Origin of the sequence: Aliiglaciecola sp. M165 (genome assembly GCF_007197995.1) — a bacterium.
GTDB lineage: Bacteria > Pseudomonadota > Gammaproteobacteria > Enterobacterales > Alteromonadaceae > Aliiglaciecola.
In genome coordinates, this window is record NZ_VKKH01000001.1 from 196815 (window position 1) to 214093 (window position 17279).

14 protein-coding genes are annotated in these 17279 nt (G+C 43.5%); 10 read left to right on the top strand and 4 right to left on the bottom strand.

Annotated elements, in window-relative coordinates:
• Positions 1-59 precede the first annotated feature (59 nt).
• From FM019_RS00860 to FM019_RS00900, 9 genes are all read left to right on the top strand, one after another.
• Positions 60-728, top strand: coding sequence for a glutathione S-transferase (locus tag FM019_RS00860; protein WP_143833997.1), 669 nt, complete (start codon positions 60-62; stop codon positions 726-728).
• A 10-nt stretch (positions 729-738) separates the two neighbouring features.
• Positions 739-1914 (top strand): dipeptidase, encoded by a 1176-nt coding sequence (locus FM019_RS00865; RefSeq protein ID WP_143833998.1) that lies wholly within the window; start codon positions 739-741, stop codon positions 1912-1914.
• Between the two features lie 91 nt (positions 1915-2005).
• A complete protein-coding gene (locus tag FM019_RS00870; RefSeq protein WP_143833999.1) occupies positions 2006-2905 on the top strand; it encodes an ABC transporter ATP-binding protein in 900 nt (299 codons plus the stop codon).
• Positions 2902-3645 (top strand): ABC transporter permease, encoded by a 744-nt coding sequence (locus tag FM019_RS00875; protein ID WP_260681490.1) that lies wholly within the window; start codon positions 2902-2904, stop codon positions 3643-3645. Before FM019_RS00870 ends, FM019_RS00875 begins: the two co-directional genes overlap by 4 nt.
• Before the next feature lie 17 nt (positions 3646-3662).
• Positions 3663-5477 (top strand): CIA30 family protein, encoded by a 1815-nt coding sequence (locus tag FM019_RS00880; protein ID WP_143834001.1) that lies wholly within the window; start codon positions 3663-3665, stop codon positions 5475-5477.
• Between the two features lie 338 nt (positions 5478-5815).
• Positions 5816-6919: a hypothetical protein gene (locus FM019_RS00885; RefSeq protein WP_143834002.1), complete on the top strand. Its 1104-nt coding sequence runs from the start codon at positions 5816-5818 to the stop codon at positions 6917-6919.
• Positions 6916-8007, top strand: a complete 1092-nt coding sequence (locus FM019_RS00890; RefSeq protein WP_143834003.1) for a hypothetical protein — start codon at positions 6916-6918, stop codon at positions 8005-8007. Before FM019_RS00885 ends, FM019_RS00890 begins: the two co-directional genes overlap by 4 nt.
• Positions 8008-8017: 10 nt before the next feature.
• Positions 8018-8443, top strand: a complete 426-nt coding sequence (locus FM019_RS00895; RefSeq protein ID WP_143834004.1) for a hypothetical protein — start codon at positions 8018-8020, stop codon at positions 8441-8443.
• Between the two features lie 11 nt (positions 8444-8454).
• Positions 8455-9327: a pesticin C-terminus-like muramidase gene (locus FM019_RS00900; RefSeq protein ID WP_143834005.1), complete on the top strand. Its 873-nt coding sequence runs from the start codon at positions 8455-8457 to the stop codon at positions 9325-9327.
• Positions 9328-9436: 109 nt separating this feature from the next.
• Here the strand turns inward: FM019_RS00900 and FM019_RS00905 are convergent, their stop codons facing one another.
• Complete coding sequence (locus tag FM019_RS00905) at positions 9437-10864, bottom strand: LytR/AlgR family response regulator transcription factor (RefSeq protein ID WP_143834006.1); 1428 nt, start codon at positions 10862-10864, stop codon at positions 9437-9439.
• A 289-nt stretch (positions 10865-11153) separates the two neighbouring features.
• Here FM019_RS00905 and FM019_RS00910 point away from each other — a divergent pair, with 289 nt between their 5' ends.
• Positions 11154-12998 (top strand): serine hydrolase, encoded by a 1845-nt coding sequence (locus tag FM019_RS00910; protein WP_185969136.1) that lies wholly within the window; start codon positions 11154-11156, stop codon positions 12996-12998.
• Between the two features lie 56 nt (positions 12999-13054).
• On the opposite strand, the gene FM019_RS00915 is transcribed toward FM019_RS00910, so the two are convergent.
• The 3 genes from FM019_RS00915 to FM019_RS00925 all read right to left on the bottom strand — a co-directional run bounded on the left by FM019_RS00915 (position 13055) and on the right by FM019_RS00925 (position 17271).
• Positions 13055-13573 (bottom strand): hypothetical protein, encoded by a 519-nt coding sequence (locus tag FM019_RS00915; protein WP_143834008.1) that lies wholly within the window; start codon positions 13571-13573, stop codon positions 13055-13057.
• Between the two features lie 123 nt (positions 13574-13696).
• Complete coding sequence (locus FM019_RS00920; protein ID WP_143834009.1) at positions 13697-14824, bottom strand: hypothetical protein; 1128 nt, start codon at positions 14822-14824, stop codon at positions 13697-13699.
• Between the two features lie 335 nt (positions 14825-15159).
• Positions 15160-17271: a winged helix-turn-helix domain-containing protein gene (locus FM019_RS00925; protein ID WP_143834010.1), complete on the bottom strand. Its 2112-nt coding sequence runs from the start codon at positions 17269-17271 to the stop codon at positions 15160-15162.
• Between the last annotated feature and the right edge of the window lie 8 nt (positions 17272-17279).

Sequence of the window (17279 nt, forward strand, 5' to 3'; positions counted from 1 at the left end):
TTATGTTGCGTCAATAAAAAATTGGCGCGACAGTAGATGTTTTAACTGTGGAGACATCTATGCTCAAATTATACGGTTTTGACGTGAGCAATTATTACAATATGCTCAAGCTCGCGTTGGCAATAAAAAAAGTCGACTACCAGGGCATCATCACTTATCCAAATCAAACCCCAGAATATCTTGCCATTTGTCCCACAGGAAAGGTCCCAGCGCTGCAAACCGATGAAGGTATTTTGGTCGAAACCAATGTAATTATGGAATACATAGATGAGAACTATGGAGACGCTCAATTGTATGCCGGCTCCTCTTATCAAAAAGCCCGAATTAAAGAATTAGCCAAGATGATTGAGTTGTACCTTGAGTTACCCGCTCGACGTTGCCACACAGAGGCGTTTTGGGGTGTTCCGGTTCATGAGCAAACCAAAAAAGAAGTCAAACGTGCTTTGCTCAATGGTATGCAGTCGCTATCTCGTGCTGCATCGTTTTCACCCTATGTCGCGGGTGACACCTTCAGCGCCGCTGACATTTTCTTTTTATACTCAGCAGATTTAGCGTCATCAGTCGCCAGAAAGCTTTTTGATATAGACTTACTAGCCGAAGCCCCTGGGGCCGCTGCACTCATGAAAAAACTCAATGAGATGCCTGAAGTTCAAGTGATCGCGCAAGCAAGAACTGATGCAACTCCTGCTTTTAATGCCTATCTGGCTGAAGCCTTTAAAAAGAAATAGAGTAGCGTAAATGAATTTGACCAAGATCACTGTGGCCTTAGTGGGTGTTATTTGCATTGCTTATGTGGGTATGCGAATTATTGCGCCGCCCATGCTAGAAAAACAGCTCAATCGCGTTAGCCCACTTGCCGATTATTCAGTCAACGAACAGGCTGCTGCGATACACAATCAGCTCATCGTGGGTGACTGGCATGCAGACAGTACGTTGTGGAATAGAGATTTACACGAACATGGGGGTTATGGTCATGTCGATCTGCCCAGATTGCGACAAGGAAATGTTGCACTACAGATGTTCACAACTGTCACCAAGTCCCCCGATGGCCTGAATTACGAACAAAACGATGCAGATACCAGAGACAACATCACCCAATTGGCCTTCGCACAGGGTTGGCCGTTATCGACCTTAACCAGCTTAAAAGAAAGAGCCCTGTATCAAGCAGAAAAAATACATAAGCTTGCGCAAAAAAGCCCTGAAGATTTTATGTTGGTCACCTCGAAAGCTTCCTTAGCAGAATTCTTGCAGGCGCGCCTCTCAAACATTGATTTGGTAGCTGGATTGATTGGCACCGAGGGCTCTCATGCACTAGATGGTGAAATTGAAAACATTCAGGTTTTGTATGATAAGGGCTTTCGGATGATGAGCTTACAACACTTTTTCGATAACAAGTTGGGGGGCTCATTACACGGCACCAGCAACGCTGGTTTATCGGATTTTGGCCGCGAAGCCGTTCAGGTAATGCAAAGCATGGACATCATCGTCGATGTTTCTCACTCTTCGGCACAAACCGTTAGAGATGTATTGGCTATCAGCCAAAAGCCCTTGGTGATCAGCCACACCGGTTTTAAAGGTCATTGCGCGAATAAGCGCAACATCGATGATGAATTAATGCTGGAAATTAGTCAGCAAGGAGGACTGATTGCGGTGGGTTATTGGGATGAAGCCGTGTGTGGCATCACCCCAAGCGATATCGCCGACGCGATTATTTATGGCGTGAACTTGCTCGGCGAAGATCACGTCTCTTTAGGTTCAGATTTTGATGGTGCGGTGGAAACAGGTATCGATACCAGCCACCTGCCACTGATTACGCAAGCTTTGCTGGAAAAAGGCATCGATACAGACGTCATTAGCAAGGTAATGGGTGGAAACATGCTTAAATTTTTACAGCAAAATTTACCTGATAACTAGAAACTTAAAAAAGTGACTTTTGGCACTTGTTAGTTTTGCTTGATTAATGAATGATAAATCTCATTAACTATCTGATTAACAAGGAAAAAGAATGGACTCTGAAAAAACTATTCTACACGCCAAGAATTTGCATAAATCCTATGGCAATGTCAATGCTATTCAAGGCATAGACTTTGCCATTGACCAATCTGGTGTGGTGGCAATTTTGGGTCAAAACGGGGCTGGAAAAACCACGTTAATTCAGTGTGCCCTGGGGCTAGAAAAAACTACCTCTGGTGAGCTGAAAACCCTTGGTCACCTTCCAGGGAATTTAAGTGCAAAACAACAAATCGGTGTGATTCTCCAAGACGCAGACCTACCCGATCTGCTCACCGCAAGAGAGCAAATCATCTTGTTCGCAAGCTATTACCCTAATCCATTCTCGGTGGAGGAAGTTATTGAGCTGTGCAACCTAAGAGACTTTGTTGATAAGCGCTACAAGAAACTCTCTGGTGGACAAAAACGGCGTGTGCAATTTGCTTTGGCAGTAATTGGTGACCCCAAATTAATCTTTCTGGATGAACCCACCACTGGGCTTGATATAGAAGCCCGTCGAAATCTATGGCAAGTGATTAGAGGTTTCGCGGCTAAAGGCAAGACCATTGTCTTAACTACCCACTATCTTGAAGAAGCCGACGCCTTGGCTGATCGGATTATCGTGATGAATTCAGGCAAGATTGTTGCTGATGCAACGCCCGAAGATATCCACAATCAAGTCCGCGGCTCAGCAGTTCGCTGTCAAACACAGCTGACAGAAGCTCAACTTCGTGCATTGACAGGGGTTGAATCGGTTAAAATCGCCGGACGCTTCAGTGAGCTGCGCTGCTCAGATGTCAATGCGGCATTGACCGCGCTTTTAGCCAGCGATCCGGTTATCACTGACCTGACAGTCACTCAGCCGAAACTGGAAGACATTTTCACCCAATTAAGCCAGACAGGAGAGGCATCATGAGCAGCTTGATTCGTTCATTTAGCTTAGAAGCAGGGGCTGAATTATTAAAGGCATTTCGCGCACCGGAGTTTATTATTCCAACCCTAGGGATGCCAGTGGCGTTTTATTCGTTATTCGGCATCATGATTTCGGGTAGCAATTCTAATGCAGCTTACCTGCTTGCAACCTATGGCGTGTTTGCGGTGATGGGCCCTGCTATTTTTGGTTTTGGCGTGAGCGTTGCTAATGAACGAGACAAAGGCTGGTTGGCCATAAAACGAGCTGCGCCTAGCCGAGGTGCTAGCTACATAGGCGCCAAGGTGTGCAGTACGATTTTATTTTCTAGTGTGTCGGTAGCTTCGATCTATGCGGTTGCCGGTTTTGCTGCAGGCGTAGCGCTACCTACACAAGTCTGGGCGAGTATGTTAGCGGTGCACATTTTGGCAACCTTTCCGTTTATTTTGGTCGGGCTGTGTATTGGTTTTTTGTGTAACAGTAATGCAGCGGTTGCCATTTCAAACGTATTCTTTTTGGCTTTTTCTGCTTTAGGCGGCTTATGGATCCCCATCATGATCTTTCCGCAAGCCATGCAAACCTTTGCGCATTTTTTACCGACATTCCATTTGAGTGAGATTGCGTTGGCGATCTCTGGCGCACCAGGTGAGCGAGATGTGCAATATCATTTATTGGCCATTGGTGTTATGACGCTTTTGTTATTGGTCGCCACATCTATTGCTTGGTCAAAGCAACGTAACAACTAAAGAAAGGGAAATCATTCATGATACGTTCAATATTTGTCATCGCAACAACCATTATTGTTGCTGGACTTGCTCTGCTGATCAGTCTTTTGCCTACCCCTGAAACTAGTTTCTCAGAGCAGGCCGAATTAACAACTAACAGCTTGTTTATCAACGATATCGCAGTGTTTGATGGGCGAAAATTTCATCCTTCAATGGATGTTGCAATTAAAGATGGATTAATCGCGCAAATGGGGCAAGAGCTGGCTGCCCCAGACGATCTGCCGGTTATAGAGGGCAGCTCAATGACACTGATCCCAGGATTGATAGATGCGCATACCCATTCTTTTATGACAGCATTAAATGACGCTTTGCGCTTTGGGGTCACTGCCCATTTGGATATGTTTACCTCTGAGTACGAATTAGCAAAGACGATATTAAAAAGGCAATCTTTGCAGCAAAGCGATCAAGCAGACTTGTTCAGCTCAGGGACCATGGCAACCGTTGATAAAGGCCACGGCACCCAATATGGCTTTCCTATCGACACTATCGGTAGTATCGACGAAATAGAACAATGGGTGAGTGCGCGAAAACAAACGGGCGCCGACTACATCAAACTGGTTTACATGCCTTATCAAAATCGTATTCCCAGTTTGGATCGAAGCACTGCAAGCGCGATAATAAAAGAAGCCAAAAAACAGCAGCTCATGGTCTTAGCTCACATATCAAAACAGGCAGCGGCTAGAGATATGATTGAAGAGGGCATTGACGGTCTGGTTCATGTTTTTGCCGATTCTGTCGTTGAAGACGATTTACTCTTGCTCGCAAAAGAAAAAGGCGTGTTTGTCATCCCAACCTTGTCTGTGATTGCCGGAGTCGATGGTAGAGGCAATCAACAGGCACTTCTTGCTATAGAAGGCGTCGAAGACTTACTTTCAGGGCAACAGCGTTCAACCCTAAATGGCAGTTTCGGACAAAATATTCCAGGGTTTGATCTCGATATCGCACTGCAAAATGTTAAACAGTTTTTTGATGCTGGCGTACCTATTTTGGCAGGCTCAGATGCGCCTAACCCTGGCACAGCTTACGGAATTAGTACTCACGGTGAAATGCAGCTTCTAGTAGAGGCCGGTTTAACCGCTGAACAGGCACTGGTCGCTGCAACGTCGTTACCTGCTCAACTGTTTGAACTTGAGGGCCGAGGACAAATCGCTGAAGGCGCCAGAGCGGATTTATTGTTGTTAAACGGCAACCCACTTACCGACATCACGCAAACACTACACATCGCATCGATTTACAAAAATGGTTTCAAGGTAGAACCTAACGTTACAAAGACGCAAACCACCAGCATCGCAGCATCGGCTTTACTGGGTGACTTTGAAGGCAATACTGAGCAATCACTTCAAAGTCAGGGGAATATGCAATGGACGCATTCCGATGATTCCTTTGCAAATGGAAAATCCACAGCGCAAATTAGCGTTATAAGCACTGACGACGGCTCGTCAGTTTTGCAAGTAAAAGGCGAAGTCAACGCTGGCTTCCCTTACCCTTGGGCAGGTGCCGCGATAGGAGATTTCACGCCTCCGGTAACCGCTATTGATGCGTCAGGATTTACCCACGTGGTATTCGATGTAAAAGGTAAAGCAGGTAATTACCGGATCATGGTCTTTGATGCGGTCAACCAAGGAATTCCCCCAAACCAGACATTTGAAATTACTGAGCAATGGCAAACCATTGAGATCAAGTTAGAGGGTTTTAAAGGATTTGAAGCCAAGGTATTTTCTGGCCTTTCGTTTGTTGCAGGACCCGATTTAGGTGAATTTCACTTCGTGTTGGATAATGTGCGTTTTGAATAATCGAACAACGCAGAGATAGGAATAAATAGCGTTGCTTGCAGGCGTTGCTTATCTGGGATTGCGGTTGGTTATTGAGTCGTTTAAGTCGATTCACTTCAACCGCCGTATTGACGTCCAATAGAGCCAATCGCGATAAAAATGCGTTGAACGAACACACCCAACTGAATTTGTTTCTCTGATTGTGATGTATCGAAAAAAAGACACTAATCTGACTATTTTTCGCTCCATCACAATGAGTAGAAATTTGCGCTTTCTACGATCTTCAACTATATGAATTTATGAACAAATTTTAACCAATATTGTATTACCTGAATTCTTCGAAGCCAAGGGACGGTCAAATGCTTAATATTTCACAAACCAGAAAATCTGGTCAAACCTTTGTCAGTAGCCTAATTGTTTTTACCCTGTTATGGGTGGCATTGTATGTCGGCTCTCACTGGCTTGCAGACAAGGGATCTGGTTTATTGCATATAGACTTGACCGATTCATATCATCTTACCCCTCAAGGGGAATTCTTAATCAACGATGTCCTTGCGATTCACTGGGCAATGGGCGAGACCAACGCAGAAATCATACTGAAAAGATTGGATGAACGAACAGGCAAAATAAGAGTTTTATTAGAAAATCTCAAAACCAATTCTGCCCGTCTGCAAAATAGTCTGGAAGGACAATTCGAATCGCCACTGGGTCTTGAAGGCAGCCCAGTCGCTATTATCAACGAAGCTCGCTCTCGCGCCCATTGTGACGATAATTGCTACCTTTGGGACGAAGCATTAATAAGCATACAAAGCCTCATAAAAGATGTTTCCAATATAAATAGCTATTCTGATACCAACGACATAGCCAACCAACTGTTAATCACCCTATCAGACTTAAAGCAACAAATTGACGCACAAAAACGCGACGTCAAAGCGTTAAAACCCAGTAGCGCCCGTTCGTTTTTCTGGTCGAGTCCTACCGGAAGCTCAATTGAAGTGATTTTCTTTGCCGTGTTTGGCGTATTGGCAAATTTGTTAGTGCATTCAGCTGAGTATTTGCGAAAAGGAAACTTTAAACCCAGCGAGCGCTGGGTTGCTTATGCAAAAATTGTTTATGGGCCTATTTTAGCTTGGATATTAGTGACCGCCATCGCTGTTGGATGGTTCGATCTGGGCGAATATGAAGTAGGCGTGCTAAGCCTTCCTTTGCTGGCGTTTATTCTTGGATTCTATTCAAGAAAAACCGTCGCACTATTCGACAGATTAGGCAAAAAAGTCTTAGGTGAAGCCGAAAAGTCTATAGAAAAAGGGCCAGCAGAGATTACAGCGCGCCGCAAAGCTGCTCTGGACAAATTTATGCATTCACTGCGACCTAGAAGCCCCGCCGAGATCAAACGCACAGCCTTTGATCTAAAAGATGACATCGTAAAAACCATCGTCATGGAAAAGGAGCTAAACAAATGAAACCTTTACTGATCTGCCTCGTGGCATGCACCTTGGCGATTAGCGGTTGCCTGACTACGTCACAAACAACAAAAGATGTCGCAGGTACAGTTATTGATGCAGCAGGAATCATGCACCAGCAACATATCAACACCATTGATGCCTACATTAAGTCGTTAGAAGCAGCGAGAGACGACACCAACACGCTGTTCAACGTCATTCAAAACGATAGCGTACAGGCTAGAGCTTTAAAAAAACAAATTCTGGAATTAACAGCGCAAGCAATGACAGGCGACGCACTGTTGAAATACCAAAACAAAGTTCAACAACAGATATTTTCAGGACTTGATCAGAGAATTGAAGATGAATTTTGGCCGCCAGTTGTCGCCAAACAAAATGTATATAGAAGTCAAGCTGATGCCTTGGGTGATGTGGTGAAATCCCATACCTGTGCAACAAGTCCTCAAGGATGCGGTGCAATCGCCATGGCGGACTATCAAAAGATCAACAAAGAATATCGCGACTACAGCGTTGCTGCAGAATATATTATCCACCTTGGATACAAAAAGGAGACTGAGATATGGCAACAGGCAGTAGAATCTTTTGAGGAGCAAAAAATCAATCTGGAGTCCAAAGTTTCAAATTTTATTGCTAAGCAGGATTTGCAACTAAATATCTCGACCGAGGCGCTAGCGCAAGAGCTAAAGCAGGTCGCCAGCAATTTTGATAACACAATTGCCCAGTTAGAAAAAGACAAAGCCATCGCTGCACAACATTGGGCTTCCACAGAACGATCGTTGAAAGTATTACAAAGCGAACTTAGCAAACCTGCCATCTGGGAGTCGATATTAAGCGGAATGTCTGACCAGGCTAAAACTTTGTTAACGAGTTACAGTGGCACCATCAATCAGGCCGTAAGCGGTGTATTTGGGCAAGATATTGGCAACCTTGTCAGCAACTCTTTTGTCAGTCAGGTAGAGGGCATCATTGATATTGGTGTTGGAAATATTAGCTCAACGGTTGGTAGTGCGATTAAAGATGCGCAAACGGTTTTAAATAAGGAAGCCGAGCAGTTTAATACCACCAATAACATTAACGTCAGGTTATAGGGAGCGACAAATGCCAAACTTTAGACCGCCAGATATCGATCCAGCGCTGACTCAAGAAGCGCAACAAGTTGTGAATGAAGCCTCGGCAAAGATGGAAAGCTGGTTAGTGGAGTCATTCGAAAAGTTGGAAAAAGATTTCGACAAAAGCCTTAGTGACATTCAGGCTACCCTCGATGCTGAAAAAAACAAATTTATTGAAGAAGAGCAGCGCCAAGCAAAACAGCTTCAAGACCAATTGAACCAGCTTAAAGCTGCCACACAGTTTCTTACGCCACTTGACCCGGATCAAAATGCAGTGATCGAAAAGCTAAATATTTTGGCAAGTCAGGCAGAGCAAGATTTGAAAGCTCGCGAAGAACGCTGGACAAACTTCGGTAGCAAAGCGGTTTCCATCGCACATACCGGAGTCAAAACCTTGATCAAAGGCGTTCTTTAAAGGAATTTAATATGCTGAGACTCGATGACGGATTTTCTCGCGGCCGCCCAGAATTTAAGGCTGAAGTTCAGCACTTACAACGTTCGTTGAATCTCATTGGGTTTCAAATGGTAGCTGACGGTTTTTTTGGAACAGCGACTCAAGAAGCGGTAAAGCTGATCCAGCAATCTCACGGGTTACATGAAAGTGGAGAAGTCGACACAAAAACCTGGCAAGTGATTGAACAACGGATGGTGGGCAACATCATCGCCAATGAGAATGTTAGTCAAGTCACCCCCGTTTTCAACCAAACCCAAACTGCACCAGCGCAGAATTCCTTGTTGGCAGGCTTTCGTGGAGATTTGGCCTGGATCCACGCGCGAGAAGGCCATGCAGGCAAAGCTTATTGGCCGGGCGGTGCCTCGGGAGTAACGCTAGACCCGGGGTTTGATTTGGGCCAACAAGATCACGAAGAACTAAACGAACAATATTCGAACATTCTCAACGCAGATCAACTTTCTGCATGCCAACATTGCATAGGGTTAAAAGGTCGAAAAGCTAAAAGCCACCTCAATCGTTCAGCCACTTTGTTAGGTATTAGAGTGAGCAAAGGTCAGGCACTTAACATTTTCCCGACAATCGTACATCCCTACTGGGTAGCAATTTGTAAACGTTTCCCTCAACTGAAACATGAAAATACGCCTCATGCCGTACAAACCGCTTTGCTGTCGTTAGCGTTTAATCGCGGAGCGAATAACCGTGCACTTGCTATATTGAGTTCTCCCCTTTCACAGGGTGATTGGTCAGGATGCGCAAACTTAATCAGAAGCATGCAGCAAGACCACGCATTAGAAGGAATTAGAAGACGTCGCAAAATGGAAGCCAATCTTATAGCGCCCAATTAGGAAATTGTTAGGTTTGGAACAATTAGCATTGTCCTCGTTGGCTTTGAGCAATGATGGAGTGGCGCTATTTAACGATACTGAAACAATGTCATGCTTACCGTCTTGGCTCTCATTCTGCGACGGTTTCCCGAATCTTTATAAACATGGCTCTGCTAACGGGGACCCGGTGACCCTGTGCAAGCTGCAGTTCGCCATTTCCTGATGGCATACGTTTTAGTTCTGTGATGTATTTTGCATTGACGATATAAGACCTGTGAACCTTTAAAAAACCTGATGTCAGCTCGTCTATCAGACGCTGCAAACTACCAGAGAATAGCACTGATTGATCTTTGCAAACCAGCTCAACATAGTCCCCAGCGGCCTTGCAAAAAATGATGCTGTCCATCGGCACGAGGGTAATTTGACCAGCTGACTTAATCTTGATCACTTGGTCTGCTGGCTTTTCGTACGTAAGCGCTAATGCCATTTTGAGTTTTTCTGCCTGATGTTTGGTATTTGATAATTCTTTCTCAAGTGTCACTTTGCGCTTCGATTCGACAACAGTCAGCGCAACTACAATAGCAGCAATAAGGTAGTAGAAAAATGAGTCGAGAAATTCATTTTTTGTTACGAATGTGGCCAATAATAACGATAAAAATATCAGCGCGTAGGTATTTTGGTGGCTAGATGTGCTCGGTTTAATTAGTTTTAGTTTTTGTGCACAGGTCCACAGCAGCCACAAGACAGCAGGGATCTGTACCGCAACAATAGCTTTATAATCGTAATCTTCCGTTACAATTTGCACGGCCAAGGTCAAAAGACTGGAAGCAGATACAATTAGCAATAATCGAAATCTAGATACATTGCGAATAGTCACTAGCAGCAAACATTGACCAAAGAAGAACGCACATAACGCTATTGCAAACAATCTGGCGTCTTGAAGGTAATAAGGGTAAGCGTATATACCCCGGGAAACCTCTATCAGCAGCTGTACTATTGCTATGATCACCAATGCTAATAATGGCCTTGATGAGCGTTTGAACCCTCGACTCAGTAAAAAAGCTAACCCAATTAGCATGGCGCCAAGGGGAACAAATGTCAGAGCGTAATGCTTGTTGTATTCGTCTGTTGTATTAATAAATTCTCCTACATACAAACGATTAAAATACCCCTGGCGAGAAGTGATGTTTCGATGGCTTGATATTAAAAGCGTTAATGTATTTGCACCCTGATGAACAAAAGACGGATCGACAAAACCTACCCAGTCAAACGCGCCTGCGACTTCATTTTCTGGTGTGATAGAGGCTAAGCCTTTACCCCCGATGTAATTGCCGTTGAGATAGGCACTTGCACTCATATTGCCAGAAATGAATAGACCAAGAGGTTGCTCCGATTCAATCTGTTTAGTGGTTAAGTCTATTGAAATAGTGAGCCAAACAGCAGGGCCAGACATAACGTAGTCGGACAGGTTTATTTCTCGGCAAGTAGAAAGGGAGAATTCAACGTTACTGATATCCTCCTGGATGGCAGGGCATTCTAAACTTTGACTGAATGCCACAGGCACGAACAAAAAAATGAAAGAGGATCCAATTACAGAAATAATTTGTCTTAGCAGCACATTGCTTCCAATCACAGAAAAAAAGCGACCATTCACAGAGAATCGATTTTAATGGAGATATCCTTCATTAATCATACGCTGAAACCTTGGCAAGGTGTAATGTCTATCTGGTGTTAATAATAAATGCTCACTCCTTAGTCACTTTGCTAGGCAGATAAATCTAGTATGTGTTTAAGTGAAGTAAGGGTTTTACGCCTAATGCATGATCAACAAAATTGGGAACAAAAATATGTCACGTTCAACCAGGTTCATTGCCCTAGTCATTATCTCGTTAGGCTGCTTATTTGCTTGTGTTGACACTAAGGTTAATCAGAACAACTCTCAAAATGATACTCAAAGCCATGTTAATGACACACCGCCATATGGAATTTGGTTTTGGCGTGATGATGATTTTGCAACTGAGAGAAACGTTAGCGTCTCTAGAGAAGAGCATTCTTGGTCTGCAATGGTCGATGGCAAGGCAGTGTCGGTCGAGAAAGTAGAAGGCAAATTGGTTTTTGAGTTGCCCAACCATGAACGATTTGTCGGCCAAATTAGTGAGAACAAAGGTTTGGAAGGAACCTGGTACCAGCCAGAATCTAAGTACTTTTATTCTTCGATGGCGACAAAAATTCTCTTACCTTTAGTTTCAAACAATGAGTGGTCAGGAGATATTACTATTCAACCAAGGCCATTCCATTTATTCCTTGATGTTTTTAAGGACAATGATGGAAATCCCACAGCGGTTCTACGAAATCCAGAACGCAATGATACGCTTCGCTCGTCTATTTTCAGTTTAACCAAAGGACCGAGCAAAAACGGCGCTCAAATTTGGCATCTAGTCGCTAAAAGACGCTGCGGTGACATCAAAATACCGCTGCTATATTCTGTGAACGATTCACTGCAGCTCACATATAACATGGTTGACCAGCCTGTCGTTTTAAGTCGAGCTAAAACCGACGATTTGGACAAATATTACAGTCGCTCACCGGGCGAAGCCAATCGTAAACTTACCTCTGTGGAACAAATAGACGACGGCTGGGAGGTTGCACAGGCAAGTGACGTTGGATTCGATAAAGAGATACTCAGCCAACTTGCAAATAAGTTAGCCTCCAACGACCCAAGAGATCGTTCACCTCAACTTCTGCATAGCTTGCTTGTCAGCTATAAAGGTCAACTTGTTGTTGAAGAATACTATTATGGACATGATCGTGAATCAGTTCACGACACACGCTCTATGGCAAAAGTATTTGGCTCTGTGCTTGTGGGGGCGGCGCAGCAAAAAGGCTTTGATATTACTCCTGCCTATTCGCCACTTCCCGCTGTGTTTGCGTCACACGGCAAAAAAGTACCTCCGGAAAAATCGTTGATCACCTTAGAGCACTTCTTAACTTACACTAGTGGCTTGGATACCAGCGAAGACTCAAATTCAGCCGGATCAGAAGATAGGTTATGGGAACAGCGCAAAGAGGATTTTTGGCTATACACGGCTAGGCTTCCAGTACTCCATCCGCCTGGGAAGCTTTATGCATACTCATCCGCCAGTGCAAATATGGTAGGAGCTGCTTTGGAGCAGGTCACAAGCACTCCGGTAAACGAATTTTTTCATGAGGCCATTGCAAAACCGCTTAACTTTTCCACTTACCATTGGAATTTAACACCAAATGGCAAATCCTATTTGGGGGGCGGGGTTTATATGCGTCCAAGAGACATCTTAAAAATCGGTGCACTGTATGCTGCAAATGGGAAATGGCAGAACAAACAATTAATTCCTCAAGAGTGGGTCTCTTTGTCGACAACCACTAAAATCAACATCACGCCGCAAACAACAGGTTTGACTGAAGAAGAGTTTTCCAACAATTATTCCGCCGACGGACAAGGCTACATATGGTCAGTAAAGGAAATCCTAGCCGGGAACAATGCCTACAGAAGCTACACAGCATCGGGCAACGGAGGTCAAATGATCATCGTAGTTCCCGACTTAGAACTGGCAGTTGTTTTTACTGGAGGGAACTATCGCATGTTCTCAGTTTGGGGAAAATGGCGGCAACAGATTGTTGGTGACTTTATCATACCCGCTTTAAAAATTGAGTAAACATCCTCTAAGTAGCAAATTTAAACGACGCAATTTGAGCCCTACTGATTACTTTTTCACTCCTCTTCAATCGTCACGCTAAAGACCAGTGCATCATAGTCAGGTGGTGTTTTATGTCCCGGGCTACATCGAAATAGAAAGGTATTTTCGCACTGCGGCTCTACAATCATTCCCGCATTTTCTGTCCACTTCTCTTCAAATCGATGATCCCCTCTTTGCTCCGTATATACGTTGTTAATCGACAACTTCTGGGTTTTACTAAACCCTGTATATTCAAAACGAGGCTCGTATTTTGGGTTGTGCCATGAACGCAGAGTTTTTATTCTCTCACCCTTCTCCAATTCAACATAACCCGCATCGACATGTATATCCATTCCCTGATTTGTGTCTGGGGCGGACAAAAAATCAACCTTTATTTTGAAACGTTCTGGGACTACCATCCAGTGAGAAGTCTTAACTTTAACACCATCAAATATGATGTAGTCTGGCCTATTGGCAGCCCCCCCTTTATGGCTTTTGGCCATATCAACCATTGCCTGCTGAATCGTATAATCAACGCTTTTGTATGTCTTCATTAATTACGCCTGAAGTAATCGATGCTAAACCTTAGAGTTTTACATATTGAAAAAGCGATATCCAGGTAACCAACGACACACAACACTTGATTACGAGGATACCGCAAGGACAAAGGAACTTTGTTAGGATTTAAACGGGTCAAAAAATTCTAAAGCTTTGTCGAAGTGTCGTCGCTCGATTAACTGACCTTTTTCGTTGTACAAGTAATTTATTGCCGCTGCGCCGCCAAAATAAGGGTTTTCCTGAGGTGTTTTATTACCATCAAAGAACCGATCCCATTCAATGCGGGTATTGTTGGCATTGAGCTGTCGATCATGCACCTGAATTGGCTTACCTGTTTTATCAAACTGGATTTCTTTTATAAAACTACCCATGGTGTCATAAGTGTTTTCAGCACGGTGTAAGCCATCTGAAGATTCCATGGGATAACCTGCACGGTCAAAAAACCTTACTGCGCGCTTGTCTCCTACGTCGTTGTATAGATACTCACCAATGTGAACATTAGGGCCGTTTCCTTCAACGGCATTTCCTTCTTTGTCATAGACTTGCCAGCGAATAAAGTTGCCGTCTAAATCATAAAAAATGCGGTCAATTGCAGCACCAGAAGTATTGTTGGTTATCTTGCCAGTTTTGCCAAAATTATACATAAACTGCACTTGTCCTTTGGCGTCAAATTTGAATCGTGTTTCATGAAATTCCACATCTGGGCGCAATGTGACCAGGTCCCCTGCAACGCTGTAGCGTTTCTCGACGATGCGTCCTTCGTTGTCCACACTCCAGTGATAACGATGAGCACCAAAGCGGTTGTTCAACTTGGTATTGTCATGTTTAAAATAGTGTAAGGCGATTCGTTGCCCGTCATCATCAAGCGTGTATTCAGCATAATGAGGAATGTAATTCGAATGGATTTCTTGTCCTTGATCATCAAGGTAGTAATGCACTTCTTTATTGTCCGAATAATCAATTCTTACGCCCGCACTAAACCAATAGTAAGTATCAAAACTGCCCAAATAAACTGCGGGAGTATTCCCTACAAAACTGCGTATTTCAGATATCCGATTTTGATCATCGTAAATAAATCGATAGTGAATGCGGCTTAGCGCCTCTTTTTTGTTTAGAGGATGAATACCAACCAAAGGTGAAAAAGGTGTTTCTTGAAACTTCAGATGCGCATAATATTCGACTTTAGCCATTACCTGAGATGCGGCCAACAAACCAAAAGTGATCAGCAGTATTTTGATGAATTGCATTTAATGTCCTATGAATTTAAGCAAATTTATCCCGTGATGGTTCGTTTCAAATATTTATTGAACGATGCACGAAATATTTCTGTGACTGTTTAACACCTGCTCATTATGAAAAACGCAGACATCGGGACACAAATCCAATTGCACTCATTTTTGTCCAATTTAAATCCAATGTGGCTATTGATTTGGAAACCAAACAATTTAATTGGTAGATAGTACTTAAATTCTTAGGGCATGCTGAAATATGTAGATCAAAGTGCTCAGTAGTGCATGAAATTTACAAATATTAATTGAGCTTTAAACAAAGCTATACCGACATTTCTTATCCAGGATTGGGGTTAACTATCAAATAGTGCGACAACTTCTGTTTCGTTTACCACGTTAACGGTGAGATATAATCGTTGGTTGTGCTCGTTGAACACTAGATTTTTACCTATCGCAACAGTACCAGACGGATACTGCACTATTGTTTGTGCTGATTGTGTTGCATAGGTATAGAACATAACACGATCCTGAAGTGAGTCTCGCATAATGTAATAAATCCCTTTGTCAGCAGCATACCAATTGCCCCAGTCCTTTTGCTGAAGAGAACCAACTAGCAGATGATCGTTTTTGTTCCCATCTAACTGCCAAATTCCATCGCGATCAGCCTTGCTAATAAAGCGGTTGCCATTTCGGTGCTGGATAATACCGCCGCCATTGAATGTCTCTTGGCTAGGCGGCGCAACAGAATCTAAAGAATATTTCCATATTTCCCAACGACCCGTAATTGCAGTTGCCGCATATACAGCTTTACCATCAGGGCTCCATGAAGGCACAAAGTGATCGCCTGCACCTTGGCTAACTTGTAAAACCTGCTTGCCCTCTACTGACATTCGAAAGACATGTCTAAACTGATGCCCCGCTTGCAACGCAACAAACGCAACAAACTTACCATTAGGTGACGTAACCGCCTGGCTTACATCACTATAATTTTCCGGGAACTGATAGGGGGTATTAATATTGTCGTTTATATCAAGGCGAAAGAAAGCTGCCTGATTATTCACGTATTGTGCGTAGTCTATGTGATTGTTTGCCTCAGAGAATACAGGTTCAGAGTTGGGGGTTTGCTGGTCGTTTAACGGAACAGGCTCAGATTTGGGATCCGTTACATCTACGCTAAGAATGTTCTGAATGCTATTCACATTTTCAATCAACAAAATAGATTCATTTGCAGAAATTGAAAGATTTCTCCCCAGTATGTCGAGAGCGGTTGGCAGTTTGTCTTGTAAATTCTGACGCCACAACCCAGATTGCCCAGCGCGAGTCGATGCAAAAACGATTGTTTGATTGTCTTGCAGCCAACGGATACCGAAGATTTTGGCATTGTCGTAAGTCATTCGTGTGGTTTGTTGACTAGCTATGTCATAGACAAAAACATCCTGTGCATTGGTTGACGGGGAGCGTACAAAAGCGATTTTACTACCATCATTTGAAAACGCAGATTGCCCATCCAGATACAGCCGAGTTGAAAATGGAATAGGTAAAAGTGACCGCTCACCGCTAGAAACATTTACTTTGTAGAGCCCACCGATATTTTGTTGTGGTCTTTTGTCAAATACGAGTAGCTCGTTATCATTGTTCGACCAAGCCACTTTGCTTAACAGCGTATCAGTACATTGTGTAACTAACTGACTTTGGGCTGTTTCAACGTTTAAAATATAGATGCCGCATCGAGAACGTCCCCGCCCTCTTATAAACGTAATGTACTTTCCGTCTGGTGAAAATCGTATGTGGGATTCTGGATCTGGATGATTGGTCAGTTTGATTTCCACTGCCTGTGAAGAACTAGGATTTATAGTTAATTCGCGCAAATAAATATCATACTGGCCCTGTGCAAACTTACTATAAGCAAAGTGTTCTCCACCAGGCGATATTGCAGAAAAGACCTCCGTACCTTTTATATTAAGTTGGTTGACCGCTGAATTTGCGGCAAATTCATTGAATTGTGTTTGGCTGTCGTGCAGGAAATAATAACTACCTATAGCCAAAAGCATTATTGCGGCAAAGAGCACCGTCGGCACAAACCTCTTCTTTAAGGGTGCATCGAAAAGTTCTTCAGGGGTTGCATGCTTTTCCTGTTGAACTGAGACCTTACCAACCTGCTCGTCACTGACAGTCAGTAATAGCTGATAGCCTTTTTTAGGAACAGTTAAAATGGCATCACTTTGCATGTCTATTTGTTGCAGATCTGAACGAAGCTGCCATATGGCATTGGTTAATCCCTTTTTGCCTACAGGTTCATTTCCAAGCCATATTGCGTCAATCAATTCATCACGAGAAACAAGGCGGTGGGAATGCTTGGCCAGATAAATTAGAACCGCCATCACCTTGTTCCTCAATGTGATAACCGCCTCATCTTTTAAAAGTTGATTTTTACTTTCATCAACCTGCCAACCACCAATAAGCATATGTTCTC